Below are 14,970 nucleotides of genomic sequence, written 5' to 3' on the forward strand. Positions count from 1 at the left end.
TTGCACCACATCAAAACGTTCGGCTGCATGATTAAATACGTTTTCCTGGTACTTTATCTGGTCATCATGATTTGGGTGGGCATTCGGTCCTCCCGGAAGATCAAAACTACGGGTGATTTCTTCGTTGCCGGGAAACGGGGCAGTTTGTGGCAGGTAACCGGTTCCATGCTGGCTACCATTTTGGGAAGTTCAGCTATCCTGGGAACGGTCAACTTAGCGTACGTGCAGGGCTGGGCGGCTTCGTGGCTGATGCTTTCGGCGGCTGCCGGATTTATCGTTCTCATACCATTGGCCAAATATGTCAGCCGGTTCGGCAAGTATACACTCCCGCAGTTGGTGGGCGACTTTTACGGCCCAAAAGCCAAGACACTCGCCTCCATTATTATTCCACTGGCGTGGATTGGCATCGTGGCGGCACAAATCATAGGTGCAGCCAAAATCATGAACAGCTTCTTCGGTCTGGGCTATGGCTACGGTGTGATAGGAGCCGGACTGGTTTTCGTTTTCTATACCCTCATCGGCGGACAGGTTTCCATCCTGAAGACCGACCAGTTTCAGGCGCTATTTATCCTCACCGGAGTATTGATTTCAGCCATCTACATTTTCTTTCATTTTCCGGTTTCGCCGGTAAAGATGACACCGATGGGATTTCCGTTTAACCAGCATTTCGATGTGTTGGACCTGCTGGTACTATTGCTCTCCTACTCGACAACCTTTGTGGTAGGACCGGATATCTATTCGCGGCTGTTTTGTGCCGACAGTGAGGAAACCGCCCGTAAAAGTGTCAGGCTTTCGGCCATTATCCTCATCCCGTTCGCTTTTCTGATTACATTCCTCGGTGTTTTCGCCAGCTACCAGTATCCCTACCTGGATTACCACACCGGTTCGGCTTTGATTCCGGTTATTATTCACGTCATGCCCGAATGGGGCATCGGATTAATGATGGCGGCATTGCTTTCAGCGGTGATGTCATCCGCCGATACCACCTTGCTAACGGCCTCCATTATCATCAGCGACCCCATTTCCAAAGGACTCGATACCAACAATTCATTACTAAATACCCGGCTCATTATTCTTGGTCTGGGCGGACTCAGCATTTTGCTGGCGCTGGAAGTCACCTCCATCATCCAGGTGCTGCTGATTGCGCTGGCTGTATTCTCCGGTGCGTTCATTGTACCAACAGCAGCCGGATTACTCGGCTTCCGCACCAGCGAGAGAAAAAGTACCATGGCCATGGCAGCCGGAAGTATCCTGGCATTAGCCGGAAAAGTTTACAGTCTGTACGGCGACCGGATGATTGGCAATTGGATCATCATTTCCGCTTTCGCTGTGAATGCACTCATCCTGTTTAGCGGTAGAAAGAAACGAGACGTTAGACATCAGACACAAGACGCCAGACAATAGATACCAGACATTAGATTTTAGACATCAGAAAAGAGACAGAATCCATTGCGGTCGAAAGAACCTTTGCTTTTCAATCATCATCATCGCGCGACCGCGGTTCCCGCGCACTATGCCAACCATTTGTTAAAACCGGTGGCTATTCAACTCCAATCCCGCCGGGATTAATACATACATTTCTATTTCCAAACATACCTCTCCAGTCTTGCATCCCGGAGGGACAGCTTAATTCAGCCCAATGGCAACGCCTTGGGAGATGAATATGTCGCGAAATACATATCGCCCTGTAAGGGCAGATTAATAGTAAGTTTAATCTCTGATGATGTTTTTCCCAGTTGCGGTCGCAAACAATCATCAATTTTCAATCAACACCACCTCGCGACCACTATCACTTTTGCATAATTTTTATCCCCGGGTTAACACACTGAGCTCATATCCTTTCATCCTTTTGGGATTTTTTAGTCTGGGGAATGTCTGTCTCCTGTCTAAAATCTATTATCTCTCCTCTTTTCTTAAAACTTAACACTTCCCACTTAAAACTACAGACAAAAAAACAGGCTCCCCAATTGCTTGAGAAACCTGTCTTGTTAACGTATAAACTATACTTATGGCTACTAAGTCAACGTCCAGGGTGAGCGATATTCGTAATGCAATTTCGCGGTAGCTGCACCGTCTTCGTCATCCACAAAAGTTTCCGTATCCGGATCCCATTTGATGGTGCGTTTCAGGTCGCAGGCAATGTTACCGAGGTTACAAACCGTAGCACTACTGTGTCCGATTTCTACCGGAACAACCGGGTCTTTCCTTTCGCGAACGGCTTCGATGAAGTTTACCTGGTGCGGGATTTTGGTTTCGTACGGACCGTCATCCGCTACCGATTCCGCCGGCATAAATTTCTCGTCAGAAGCATTGAAATAACCACGGGCTACTTCAATCCAGCCGGTTTCGCCCCAGAACTTCACTCCCTTGGTCAGCTTCTCATCGAAAGGCTCGGAAGTCATCACGGCTCCGTCGGCATACTTGAACTGCATGAACTCGGTGCCGTCGCCAATGGGCGAAATCTCGATAGGACCGCTACCATCCATGCCTAAGCCCCACTGGGCAATGTCGAACATGTGAGCGCCCCAGTCGGTTGTGAAACCACCACCGGTTTCCTTGTACCAGCGCCAGCCTCCCCAGAATTGCTCATCCTGTGGCGGGTCGAGTGAAATAGGCGGATTCAGTTCGTTGTTGAAATAAATATCACCAGCCAACGGGCCTAACCAACGGTCCCAGTTCAAATCTTCAGGAATCGGTTCTTCCGGAAGCGTATACGGAGTAGGCGGTGCACCTACGTAAGCATTGATTTTCGTTATTTTACCCAGCTTGCCCGATTGTACCAGCTCGACAGCATGCTGGAAGTTGGGATCGGAGCGTTGTTGACTACCGATGGCCAGTACGCGGTCGTTGTCGCGAACGGCCTGACGTAGCACTTGTCCTTCCTTGATGGTGAAGGTCATCGGCTTCTCGAGGTACACATCCTTGCCGGCTTTACAGGCAGCCACAGCAATCATGGCATGCGCATGGTCCGGGGTGGCAATCACCACCGCGTCGATATCTTCGCGAGCCAACAGGTCTTCATATTTTTCGTACGTTTTCACATCCGCTTTCTGACCGGCTTTGGCATAAAAATCAGTCACGCGTTGTTCGAAACGTTTGCGTTTTCTTCCATACACATCGCAACCGGCTACTACTTGCGTACCCGGAATCTGCAGAAATCCGTTGAGCAGGAACATGGACTGACGGCCCATACCAATGAAGCCCATGCGGATGGTTTTGTCTGTTGCAGCAGGTTTTTGTTTACAGGAGGAAAGTCCCGGAAGTACGGCTAATCCCGCCATTCCGGCAGCGGTAGTCCCCAAAAAGCGTCTGCGGCTGACGCCCTTCTTCGCATCTTTTTCCATAGTTTACATTTAATAGGTTAAGTTACAAGTTCGGCGTTTGGTGTCCGAAAAACTGGCTACAAATTAATGAATATATGTTAATTGTACAGTATGGGTGGAGAATTTCTTCGACAGAAAGCAATCCTGACAGGTTTTGAAAACCTGTCAGGATAGGTATTCCAATCACACAACCTATCCATTGCGGTCGAAACAACCTTTCTTTTTCAATCAATATCTTCCGGCGACCGCGATTCTCTCGCTTCATTCCAACCCCGGGTTGGCACCCGGGGCTAACAATATTTGACCCACTTCGGAGTCATAATTTCTCACGTTCTGAATTCGTCAAACCCAAAACCTTTCAACAAAACCATTGAATTACGAACGCTGATGGAACCGTCGGCTCCGCCCCTCTTTACTCGTAGAGAGGGGCAATTCAGACACCCTCTGAATGGGGTGAGTAGTAAAACCTTCGAATAAAATCCATGCATTAATTTCTACTCATCCCAACCCTTCTCTAATCATAGAGAAGGGCTCGCGTCACTGCAAAATCTCAACGACCTGATTCAAAAACGAAAATCCAACCAGCATCGCAATAAAAAACGGACGCTGAATGAACCGCTGCCCCCTGGTTCCGTGCGACCATCCTTCGCGACCGCTCTCCTCCCCAGGTGGGGAGGCCGGGAGGGGCAATAAAACCAATTCAACGCATCACTCCAAAATAAACCACTGACAGGGTTCCATCCACAAAAAGAGCCGCCGGACAACAGCCCGGCGACTCACACTTAACTAAAATCTAAACTTATGAGTGAAAAACTAACCAATAAAACACAATTATTCTTCTTCCACCGACGACTTCCGGGTGGCATTGGCCCGGGCGGTGGCCATGGTATTCGCGATTAACTCGTTCACCTGTCCGATGAGGGTGGACAACTCTTCCGATTTGTTGAACTGCTGCTGCACTTCCAGCCACGACAGGCTCATCTCTATTTGATTCTGCAAAACTTTTCGCAACCGGTAGGCCGACGTGGTCGTATCAGCTGCTTCGGCGGTTAGCTTTTGCTGGTAGATAGCTTCGAAAGCATCCGCGGCGGTCATCAGGCGTTCCAGCCAGGCCGTTCCCCCGACGGTGTTTAGCAATGCAGCATTTCCCTCCTGCTGCAGTTCGGCTATCAGGTTGCCCAGCCGCGATGACTCGGTCTGGTACCCTTCATTCTGCATCGACCAGCCCAGCCTTTTGAAAATGCTCAGCAGCGTATCTGCTGCAGCAGAATACCCGTCCAAACTGGCATACGAGCAAGCCACCAGGTAATGACGCAACGCCAGGTATGCCCGGTCGCGCACTTCGTCGGCCGTCGCTAACTTAGCGGTATATTCACTTTTCCGCTCTTTCTTGTATGCCGATTCAAAATCGAGAAATACGGCCTCAAGGGGAGTAATAACGGCTGTCAAAACGAGGGTTTCGGAATTGGCAGCTTTCAAGAGTTCCAGGAAACGACTGGTCACATTGTACACAGTATCCTGATCCAGATAACGATACGCAAATTTTTCCATAATATATTTATTTAGTGAAATTAGGGTTAGTATTTTATTGAGCCTGACCGATTGCCTGCATCGCCGGTTATCTGCCCGCACCGGGGAAAATCCTCCGGACATAAATTGTTACGCCGCGACGCCGAAATAATCATCTCCCCAGGACGGAAGCATCTCATTGCAACGCGACGAGCTGCTTCCTGAAACTGAGACACCTCATTGCAGTGTAATGAACACCTTCCCGAAACTGAGGCACCTCGTTGCAGCGTGACGAGCAGTTCCCCGGAACAGAGCCACATCTTTACGCCGTGACAAGCTGCCTCCCGAAATTGAGGCACATCGTTACAGCGTGACGAACAACTTCCCGAAACTTAGCTATCCCGTTGCAGTGCAATGAACAACTCTCCGGAACAGAGACACCCCGATGCAGCTTGCATGAGTTGACTATCTCCGCACAGGTACTTCATTTCACGTGCATGAATACATTCTACAGCTACAGGAAATTTGCCGCCCGGAGTGGACATACTACAGGTACATTTGGTCAATGAACGCCACAACGGTTCATTCACTCCCAACATCTTTCTTCACATATATCCAGCTAAAATCTGTCTCTCGAAAACCGTATAATCAATATAAATTAAAAATTTTAGCTAGCTCGATTTTTTTGATGAACGTATCAATCTTTTTGATGAACGTGCGGATCTGGTATGTGAACGGAAAATTGGGTGGGGTGAAATGGGGTAGTTTGAAAAAGTGATGAATGGGGTTTTGGGGGAAATTTCCTACTTTGAGAGGCCGAAACGACCAATGAAATGAAAACAGATTTGATCTTTTTAAAATTAGTGTTAGTTAAAACAACAGGGATTTATACTCTCATACCTCAATCATTGCTTGCAAAAACAAAAACTCTTACTGAGAAGCTTTACAATGTAAAGATGAGATTTTAAATGAACTACTCTAAAAACGCATATAAGGAATATCTACGCAATTGTTATATACATACATTTTGCTTCTTGCTGAAAAACTAAACCAATGGAATCATTAAAGGACTTAATATACTTCGACATTGAAAAGGCAAAATCACTAATCAGTCAGTTAAACGAAGGATTAATAAGTGAAATTTCAAGGGCCGTAGAGGATGAAAGTGAAGATAACGCTGGACTTGGTTTTGATGTAAAAATAATTAAAGGGAATCTTGGCGAAAAATCTCGTGAGAAGACAATTAAAACTGAAAAAATTAGTCTTTACCATGAAATGTTGAATTCTATTGAAGCAAACTTATCAAACAATAAGTTACTTACTCATTTGAATGAGAAATTTGGCGAAACAGGCCTTTCTTTTAATGATTTTATGGAAGAAATTCCAAATTACAGTTATATAAAAGCAGCAGGTTGGGGTGGATTTGAAGACTTTGAGAGATTTAAGCGAATCCTCTCGAATTTTAACGACATTCAAAGATTGATTTATGAGTCTCAATTATTAGAAAATCCAGAACTTATTGCTCTCCAAGAACAGCTTGCAAATGCTAAAAAGGCTGCGAACCTGAATAATGAGAGGAATATCAGAGCAAAAGAATTAGCGAAAATAAAAGCCATTGAAAAAAATCTCGATAGACTCCTTAAAGAGGAAACCGAGATACACCTATTCGATGAAGGATGGATTGAGAAGGTCAAAACTTTCTTGGACACCTTTTCCCCGAATAGGCTAAACTTTAGATTATTACCATTAGATGATTTTAGCGAATTTCAAATTCTTGCAAACCTCAAGGCCAAGTATATGCTTGACGGCTCCTTTGAAAATACGATATTTACATATGGATCAAAGCCAAATATAAAACTAACCATACTAGGAATAATAACTTCTTGTCCCAGAAGAGAAGATATAAGGGTCAATCATAGCGATGAGTTTCTTGCATTTGATGAAAGTGAATTAAGTGACGAAAGCCATTTTGATAAGGCTTTTAGAAATGTCTTTGATTCATTCGAAGCATTTGAGAAATTCTTCTTCGTTCCTAATTATCCAAAGATTGCGATAAGTCCAATAGCAATTTACCGAGAAGTAAAAATAAAGGGAAACACAATAACAACATAGTGATATCCATCAGAATAACGTTATTGATTTGTAAATACCTACACTAAAATTATTTCAATATAATACACGAAGATTAAGATGGCAGAAATCAAATTCTCAATTAAATATACTGGCGGAAAAGCAGACGAACACAAATTAGATTTATATGATGCGGGAGCTTCAATACATGGATTAGCTAAGGCACTAGCAATTTCAACACATGCACTTATAACTGAAGGTGAAGTAAGAAGTAAAGGTGATTCTATTCCTAATGTAAAGTTTTATTTACATCCCCCCCAAAAAGGAAGTTTTGTAGAATTAGTTTCAGTTTTCTTTGAAAACACGGCGGTACAAGTAGTTGGAGCAAGTGTCATTACTGCTGCATTTTGGGATATGATAGCTTACACCTGGAAATCCGCAGTAGGCAAAGAATATCAGCCCAAAGAACGAATTCCCAAAGAGATATCTACAAAAAATGAGTTATTCACTCAGGAAATAGCTAACGTCCTTGAAAGACCGTTACAACAGTTGCACAGACCGATACTTCATAATCACGACGTAAAAATCGAAATACGTCGCCCCAGAATTGGAAAAATAATTGAATTTGACAATGACACACTGAACTATGTGTATTCAAAAAATGAAGTAGGTATACAAGAGAACATTTCAGGTAATGTCACAAAATATAATATTTTGAGTGGATATGGCAGATTCTATGATGATGAGGAAGGAAGAACTATACCTTTTAATCTAAGTAATGATTTAAGTGTGCGAATGAAAGAACTTCTTACATGGTCTTTGCATAATACAGTTAGAGATAATAATGGAAAAATACTGTTGGATGCCGAAGTGATTAGTGACAATTTAGATAATATAAAACGATATATCATTGTTGGAGTAAAGAATTATGTTGAGAATTAAAAAGAACTCTTTCAAGAAAATAGGGAACTTTATTAAGCATCCCATAGTACTGCTACTCTTGGGTGGTTTGATAAGTTTTATTTTTTACAAATTAGGCACAAAAGACAAAAAACCATCTTATTATATTTCAAAACAAGAATTGGTTGCTAAAGTCACTGAAGACGCAAGTAAAATGTCAATTCTCTGGGATAGTACCAAATATGAGAATCTATATTATATCAAATTAATTGTTTGGAATAGTGGGAAGCAGTTTATTGATGCTAGTGATTTTATACCGAGCAATCCAATGACACTATCCAATGATGGGAAAATCAAAATTCTATCAGTTAGTACAGAACGCTCAAGTAGAGTTGGTGTTAAATTTGGATACAAAATATACAATAAAGATTCCAGTGATTCTTATGTTAATTTTTCGCTCTTAAACAATGAAGCACTCGAACAAAATGACGGCATAATAATTCATGTTCTATATTCTGAGATAGAGAAAGGAAACTGGAATTTCAAAGGAAGGGTCAAAGGTGCTGTCAATGGCTTTGAATATGAAGATTTATCGAAAATGGGAATAACCACGGACCGTACTTCAATATACATCTTGTGGGGAATAATATTTGTTTTGATTATAAGTAGAGTGATCGTATTCCTTGTTAAGAAGAAGGAAGTGGTTTTCAGAAATCATGAAGTCGTATTTCTGGTCGTTTTAATAACGTTTACAATCTATCTAACCTTCAAGCAAATATATCTAAGTATTTATTTGCCTTGGTATTAAAATCATTCAATTTTTATGAAAGCACTCTCACTGACCCTTATAGCTTGTCTATTTGCCATAACCGCTGCAGCACAAAACGCAACGGAAGGTGTTGAAAAAAAGATGACCAAAATAAATGCGTTATATCCTTCATTTGAACAAGAGTTTAGAATTTCTCCTGTAACAACCTGGAGTTATCGTGCCGGATTTAATATTTCTCTTGCGTATGGAGATTCTTATTCCTACGATAACTCTTTCTTTGGCTCAACTTCTCATGTAGAATATTTTGAATTTCTGCCAACAGCAGAAGTTAACTACCGCTGGTACTACCGGTTGTTAAAACGACAGGAAAAAGGAAGAAAAACAATCAATAATAGTGCTGCTTACTTTTTTGCCGGAGCAGAGGTTACGACCCCCGGAATCAAACTACAAACGGTTAACAACGATGGATTACATGACGTTATTTCCGGAATATATGCGGGATGGGGGTTTAGAAGAACCATCGGGAAGAGAATTACGATAGACCTCAATTTACGTTACTCTCTGCTCATGAGAAATGTTGAGGAAACTGCCTTCTCAAACATAATTCCGGGCTTTAAAGTCGGGTATCGAATTAAATAGTAGTGATGTTACCAGGAATTTTGTAAGATTCATTCCAATTCTAACAGCATTGCCCAAAATACCATAAAAAAGCTGGAAGCTAAGATTCCGCCGGTTGATGATAGAGACATTTTTTAAAACTATACTATGAAAAAGACTTACCTACTATTCCTCGGCATTCTCATCGTCCAGTTATCCAGCTGTCAGAATCAGAATATTTCGAACCGGGAAGCGGATTTGGATTCCCTGGCAACGGAACTTCCCCAAAAGCATTGCAACTTTTTCGCAGTAAAACCGGAGAAAGAGTTCCGGGAAGGCATCCAGGCCATCAGGAAACAATTGAACGGTTTAAGCGACTTAACCTTTGCCCTGAAACTACAACAACTCGTGGCCAGCTTTGGAGATTCGCACACAAAGGTTAACTGGACACAGTTTATCGACAAAACTCAGATACTGCCGTTGAGATTGGACTGGTTCTCCGATGGCATTTATATCCTACAAACCACACCGGAATATTCCGGTATGCTGGGTAAGCAACTGGTATCCATTAACGGTGTGCCTATAAAAACCGTTCAAGACAGTCTGAGCACCTTAATCACCGTCGATAACCAGTCTATGGTCAAGAAAGACGTTCCGAGCCTGCTTCCTTTGGTACAAGTACTCCAGTTTTTCGGATTTGCCAGTGGCACAGATGTCGAATTAGGAATAAAAGATGCAACTGGCAACGTTGTCCAATATGCCATCGAACCAGCGGCATTGAATAGGCAAAAGCTGTCAATGTTCCGCCCCGATTCTTTTGCTCTTTGTTATCGAAACCAACGGAAATTTTTCACGGGACGCTATCTCCCCAGGGATAAAGTTCTGTATATGCAGTATAACCAGTGCCAGAGTAAGGAGATGGCCATTAAATTTAACCACGGGAAAAATGCATCCCGACTTCCTTCGTTCGACGAATTTGAAGAAAAGGTATTTGATGCGCTGAAATCAAAAGATGTCGATAAGTTTGTTTTTGATGTCCGGTTTAACCCGGGCGGAAACTCTGACCAGGGTACGGAGTTTATTAAAAAGCTCTCGAAATATATCCGGGACCGGCAACCGAACCTGAAGACCTACGCGATCATCGGGCGGAAAACCTTCTCGTCGGCCATCATCAATGCCATCGAATTTAAAAGGATGACCAAGGGCATTTTTGTGGGCGAAGAAACCGGTGGTAAACCCAATCACTTTGGCGAAGTCAGGAATTTCAAGCTGCCACATTCCGGCTTGCAAATCTACTATTCCACCAAGTATTTCAAAGAGGTTTCGGAGGATACCAACACCATCGAGCCGGATGTTACCGTAGCGAGCAGTTTTGAGGATTACGCTCATGGCATTGACCCGGCATTGGAATGGATTATTAAACACTAACAAAACCATAATAACCTATTTATCATAGCTATGAAAATAGAAGACATCCCTTTGAGAACATCGCAAAAACTAATGTATCTCCTTTTCTTCTGGGGGGTATTTACGCTGGTGATGGCCAACGGCTACAAAGAAAACGGCTATACACGGAAATACCGCGAAGCCTGGAAGTTCATGAAGATTGGTTTTAGCATTTCAGTCGCTTTGCTGATATTGGTTGTCGCTGTGTTTTATTAATTGCTGATACCGGGGATGGTTTTGTGTATCCGCTACGCGGAAAATGCGGGTTTGGGAATGGCAATTGCTACAATACTTTATCCGCTACGCGGAATTTCGCTGCAGGAAATGCAGCATAGGTAGGAGCTTTTCCAAACTCTGGAAACGTCGCGATACTTTCTCCGCAGGAGATTTAGTATTGTAGCTGAAAACCTCTCCAGCCTCAATGCGACCTCGTAGAGGTTGTAGAAGAGTTGATTCTCATTAAAACGTTTTTTAATTTTAATTTCAAACAGCAATAAAAAGGTATAAATGAAAACTGGTGGAGTTTTGTTTTTGATATCAATGGGCTTATTGATTTTAAGTCCTTTCATTCTAATGTATGCAAAAGCTCACTTCCATTTTGAATATTTGAAATCTATTTTTCCCAAAGAATTACAGAAATACGCCAATATCATTGAAACTTCCAGAGACCGAATATTATATAACAAATACGCTGTACTATTTCTTCCCTTTTTTAAACGGTACATTGACAAGGAAACAACTCCTGAAGCAAAGAAATTAGCTCAGAAAGTAATTTTATACATCCGACTTATATACTTCGATATTCTTTTCATAATCATCATCGTCATTTCTTTAGTACTCCTATTTGGTAATTTCTGAATTTTCTCCGGAATAAAACATGTGTCACTTATTTAAACGATTCACTTCTGCGTATTCCTTATATTTACACCTCACGAAGCAAAACACCTAATCGTAATCAAACAAAACATCCCATGAAGAAAACTTATCTGCTGCTCGCCCTGGTGCTTTGGGTGACATCGGCATTCGCACAGAAGACCGAATACGTTACCCAAACCAACATTCCGTATTACAGCGATTCGCTGAATAAAGCCGACGATTACCTCTGGCAGCAATGTGTGCTGGACCTGTATTACCCAAAGAATGTGAAGCATTTCCCGACCATTGTCTGGTTTCACGGCGGTGGTTTAACGGGCGGACACAAAGAAATTCCGGAAGCGTTGAAAGAACAAGGAATGGCCGTGATTGGCGTAGGATACCGGCTATCGCCTCACATCAAAGCGGAGCATTGCATCGACGATGCAGCAGCCGCTGTGGCCTGGGCGTTCAACCACATCGAGCAATATGGCGGCGATTCGACGCTGATTTTCGTCTCGGGGCACTCGGCCGGTGGTTACCTCACCCTGATGGTGGGTTTGGACAAAAATTACCTGAAGAAATGGGACATCGATGCCAACCGGATTGCCGGGTTGATTCCCTTCAGCGGACATACCATCACTCACTTTACCATTCGCGCCGAGCGGGGCATTCCGGGAACACAACCGGTAGTCGACAGCCTGGCACCGCTGTACTGGGTGCGGAAAGATGCACCGCCGTTGTTGCTCATCACCGGTGACCGTCACCTGGAAATGCTGGGACGCTACGAGGAGAATGCTTACCTAATGCGCATGATGAAAGTGGTGGGCCATAAAAACACGCAGCTATACGAAATGCAGGGCTATGGCCACATGATGCTCACACCGGCCTTTCCGTTGCTACTAAAAGATGTGCGAAAAATTGTGAAGGAGAAGCGGGCGAACGATTAACCTTCGTTACGCCAGCTCCACCACCGTTATACCGGCACCGCCATGTTGGACGTGTTCATCATGGTAGTGCCGCACCATCGGTTCGGTGCGCAGGTAGTTTCGAATGAGTTCACGCAGAACGCCGGTACCTTTTCCATGCAGGATACGAAGCTCGGCGGCCTCCACCATGATGGCTTCATCGACAAACTCCTGAATTTTTTGCAGCGCTTCCTCGGCGCGCATTCCGCGCACATCAACTTCCGGTTTGAAGGTCATTTTCCGGTCGGCAATGGCATCGTTGATCCGGGCGATGGTCTTATTCTTCTGCACACCCTCTTTCTTCAACTGGCTGTTCGAAACCAATTCCAGCTTATCGCGTTTCACGGTAGAGCGTAACGAACCAAAAGCTACCACAATGTTTTTGCCGTTAATTTCGAGCACCTCGCCGGCTGCCTGCTGTCCCAGCAAGCGGACCTTTGCTCCCACTTCCAGTGTGGGCGTTTTCGGTTGAGCCGGTTTGGCCTTCTTCTTCTCCGGTTCTTTGCGGGGAGATTTCTCACGACGCTTTTGCTCCTTCTGCCGCAGCTTCTCCATCTTCCGGGCTATCTTTTCCTCGTCCTCGGTAGCTTTTTTTTCTACCTCACCGCGGAAATCGTCCAGTTCACGACGCACCTTGCGGGTTTGTTCTTTCTCGGCATTGGCCTCTTTAATCTCGCGAATGGTTCGCTCAATCATCCGGTTGGTGTTGGACAAGAGCTCATCGGCTTCGCGTTTGGCTTTCGCCAGAATCTCTTTCCGCATCCTTTCCGTCTCTTCCAGGTCGGACTCGTACTTGCCGGCCATGTCGTCAAGTTGACGTTCCACCTTCCTGATGCGCTGCCGCTTGCCTTCCCAGTATCGCTTGTCGCGGACAATGTCGCGCAGGTGCTTGTCGAAATCAATGTGCTCTTGCCCGATTTTATCACTGGCTTCCTTCAGAATGTCTTCCGGAAGACCGATTTTGCGGGCAATCTCAAAAGCGAACGAACTTCCCGGTTTGCCAATCTGCAAACGGAAAAGCGGTTCCATCCGGTGCGAGTCGTACAACATCGCGCCATTTTCGATACCCTCCGCCGAACTGGCAAAATGCTTCAGGTTGGTATAGTGCGTAGTGATAACACCGTAGGTTCCTAACTGATTGACACGGTTGAGCACGGCCTCAGCAATGGAGCCCCCCAGCATTGGCTCGGTTCCTGTTCCAAACTCATCGATGAGCACCAGCGTTTTAGGCGTACAATTCTTCGTGAAGAACTTCATATTGGTCAGGTGCGAGCTGTACGTACTCAGGTCGTTCTCCAGCGACTGGTCGTCACCGATGTCGATGAACATGCGCTCGAAAATTCCGGAACGACTGTCCGGGCTCACCGGGACGGGCAAACCACATTGCAACATGTATTGCACCAGGCCTACCGTTTTCAGGCAAACCGATTTACCACCGGCGTTAGGACCGGAAATGAGCAGGATGCGATTCTGTTCTGTAAGCGTAATATCGAGCGGAACAATTTTCCGGTTCTCCACCTTCAGGTTGCGCTCCAGCAACGGGTGACGCGCCTTGAACCATTCCAGTTCCAGTTTCTCTGTCACTTTCGGCTTCACCGATTCGCTTTCAATGGCCCAAAGAGCCTTGGCCCGAATAAAATCGAGTTCGGCTAAAATGCCGTACGAAAATGCCAAATCTTCAGCATACGGACGGATTTCGTCGGTGAAGTGAATCAGAATCTTCACGATTTCGCGTTTCTCAGCCGATTCCAGTTCCCGGATGCGGTTGTTCACTTCCACTACTTCTTCCGGCTCCACATAAGCCGTGCGCCCTGTAGCGGATTCGTCGTGCACAATTCCTTTCAACTTCCGCTTGTTTCCGGCAGCAATGGGAATCACCGTGCGGCCATCACGAATGGATGTGGAAACGTCCTTTTCCACCAGGCCCTCTTTCTGTGCTTTCCGCAGAACGCTCTGCATGATTTTGGAAACACTGGCCTGCCGGGAAAAGATTTCGCGGCGAATATGCGCCAGTTCAGGAGACGCGTTGTCCTTAATTGTTCCGTGCTTGCTGATGATTTGGTCGATGCGGTCGTACACAAATGGGAATAGCTGTACATCGCGAACCACATCGCGCAGCCTGGGGAATTCCTCTTCTTCCCGGGAACGGAAAAAACTAACGATGGCACGAATGGTTTCCAGAGAACGTTTCAGGTCGAACAGCTCGTGTACTTCGAGAAATGTTCCGGGCACTTTAATTTTCTGCAGCGCCGGACGAACATCGAGATAGTAACCTGTGGGGAAATTGGTTTCCTCGGCGATAATCTGCATGAATTCCACGGTCTCGTCGAGCTGACGGACAATATCCTCCTGATTGGACGAGAAACTAAACTGCGCAGCAATCTCCTTCCCGAGCGTGCTCAGGCACCGCTGACTCAGCAAGTCGCGTATTTTGTCGAAACCAATTTTTGATTCAAATCCCGCAGGATAAATTTCCACCATCGTTATTCATTTTCGAATTGCAAAAATAACAATCGAAAAGGGATATACGAAAAGC

11 protein-coding genes are annotated in these 14,970 nt (G+C 44.8%); 8 read left to right on the plus strand and 3 right to left on the minus strand.

Translation table 11 applies throughout. The features are described 5' to 3' along the window. Positions 1-27: 27 nt before the first annotated feature. Entirely contained in the window at positions 28-1,404 is a 1,377-nt protein-coding gene (locus tag CLV93_RS07975; RefSeq protein WP_106541655.1) for a sodium:solute symporter family protein, read from the plus strand. Between the two features lie 611 nt (positions 1,405-2,015). Here the strand turns inward: CLV93_RS07975 and CLV93_RS07980 are convergent. Together CLV93_RS07980 and CLV93_RS07985 are read right to left on the minus strand one after the other, a co-directional pair. Next, the gene (locus tag CLV93_RS07980; RefSeq protein WP_106541656.1) at positions 2,016-3,344 is read right to left on the minus strand and encodes a Gfo/Idh/MocA family protein; all 1,329 of its coding nucleotides are present in this window, start codon (positions 3,342-3,344) and stop codon (positions 2,016-2,018) included. Positions 3,345-4,154: 810 nt separating this feature from the next. After that, a complete protein-coding gene (locus CLV93_RS07985) occupies positions 4,155-4,874 on the minus strand; it encodes a DUF6261 family protein (protein WP_106541657.1) in 720 nt (239 codons plus the stop codon). Positions 4,875-5,885: 1,011 nt separating this feature from the next. Here CLV93_RS07985 and CLV93_RS07990 point away from each other — a divergent pair. The 7 genes from CLV93_RS07990 (at position 5,886) to CLV93_RS08020 (ending at position 12,416) form a co-directional block, all read left to right on the plus strand. Continuing rightward, positions 5,886-6,944, plus strand: a complete 1,059-nt coding sequence (locus CLV93_RS07990) for a DUF6414 family protein (protein WP_106541658.1) — start codon at positions 5,886-5,888, stop codon at positions 6,942-6,944. Between the two features lie 78 nt (positions 6,945-7,022). Beyond that, on the plus strand, positions 7,023-7,844 hold the full coding sequence (locus tag CLV93_RS07995; RefSeq protein WP_106541659.1) for a DUF7946 domain-containing protein: 822 nt from the start codon (positions 7,023-7,025) through the stop codon (positions 7,842-7,844). Then, a complete protein-coding gene (locus tag CLV93_RS08000; RefSeq protein WP_106541660.1) occupies positions 7,831-8,610 on the plus strand; it encodes a hypothetical protein in 780 nt (259 codons plus the stop codon). Before CLV93_RS07995 ends, CLV93_RS08000 begins: the two co-directional genes overlap by 14 nt. Before the next feature lie 15 nt (positions 8,611-8,625). Continuing rightward, positions 8,626-9,210 (plus strand): hypothetical protein, encoded by a 585-nt coding sequence (locus CLV93_RS08005; RefSeq protein WP_106541661.1) that lies wholly within the window; start codon positions 8,626-8,628, stop codon positions 9,208-9,210. Between the two features lie 126 nt (positions 9,211-9,336). Beyond that, positions 9,337-10,596: a S41 family peptidase gene (locus CLV93_RS08010; protein WP_106541662.1), complete on the plus strand. Its 1,260-nt coding sequence runs from the start codon at positions 9,337-9,339 to the stop codon at positions 10,594-10,596. Between the two features lie 30 nt (positions 10,597-10,626). Beyond that, entirely contained in the window at positions 10,627-10,830 is a 204-nt protein-coding gene (locus CLV93_RS20115) for a hypothetical protein (RefSeq protein ID WP_146141984.1), read from the plus strand. A gap of 755 nt (positions 10,831-11,585) precedes the next feature. Further along, entirely contained in the window at positions 11,586-12,416 is an 831-nt protein-coding gene (locus tag CLV93_RS08020) for an alpha/beta hydrolase (protein ID WP_106541664.1), read from the plus strand. Between the two features lie 6 nt (positions 12,417-12,422). On the opposite strand, the gene CLV93_RS08025 is transcribed toward CLV93_RS08020, so the two are convergent. Further along, positions 12,423-14,915, minus strand: coding sequence for an endonuclease MutS2 (locus tag CLV93_RS08025; RefSeq protein WP_106541665.1), 2,493 nt, complete (start codon positions 14,913-14,915; stop codon positions 12,423-12,425). Between the last annotated feature and the right edge of the window lie 55 nt (positions 14,916-14,970).

This window comes from Prolixibacter denitrificans, from assembly GCF_003014495.1.
GTDB lineage: Bacteria > Bacteroidota > Bacteroidia > Bacteroidales > Prolixibacteraceae > Prolixibacter > Prolixibacter denitrificans.

Bases quoted from the DNA above. Each gene is read 5' to 3' on its own strand.
- CLV93_RS07975 (WP_106541655.1), top strand. From the start codon at position 28: ATGATTAAATACGTTTTCCTGGTACTTTATCTGGTCATCATGATTTGG.
- CLV93_RS07980 (WP_106541656.1), bottom strand. From the start codon at position 3,344: ATGGAAAAAGATGCGAAGAAGGGCGTCAGCCGCAGACGCTTTTTGGGG.
- CLV93_RS07985 (WP_106541657.1), bottom strand. From the start codon at position 4,874: ATGGAAAAATTTGCGTATCGTTATCTGGATCAGGATACTGTGTACAAT.
- CLV93_RS07990 (WP_106541658.1), top strand. From the start codon at position 5,886: ATGGAATCATTAAAGGACTTAATATACTTCGACATTGAAAAGGCAAAA.
- CLV93_RS07995 (WP_106541659.1), top strand. From the start codon at position 7,023: ATGGCAGAAATCAAATTCTCAATTAAATATACTGGCGGAAAAGCAGAC.
- CLV93_RS08000 (WP_106541660.1), top strand. From the start codon at position 7,831: ATGTTGAGAATTAAAAAGAACTCTTTCAAGAAAATAGGGAACTTTATT.
- CLV93_RS08005 (WP_106541661.1), top strand. From the start codon at position 8,626: ATGAAAGCACTCTCACTGACCCTTATAGCTTGTCTATTTGCCATAACC.
- CLV93_RS08010 (WP_106541662.1), top strand. From the start codon at position 9,337: ATGAAAAAGACTTACCTACTATTCCTCGGCATTCTCATCGTCCAGTTA.
- CLV93_RS20115 (WP_146141984.1), top strand. From the start codon at position 10,627: ATGAAAATAGAAGACATCCCTTTGAGAACATCGCAAAAACTAATGTAT.
- CLV93_RS08020 (WP_106541664.1), top strand. From the start codon at position 11,586: ATGAAGAAAACTTATCTGCTGCTCGCCCTGGTGCTTTGGGTGACATCG.
- CLV93_RS08025 (WP_106541665.1), bottom strand. From the start codon at position 14,915: ATGGTGGAAATTTATCCTGCGGGATTTGAATCAAAAATTGGTTTCGAC.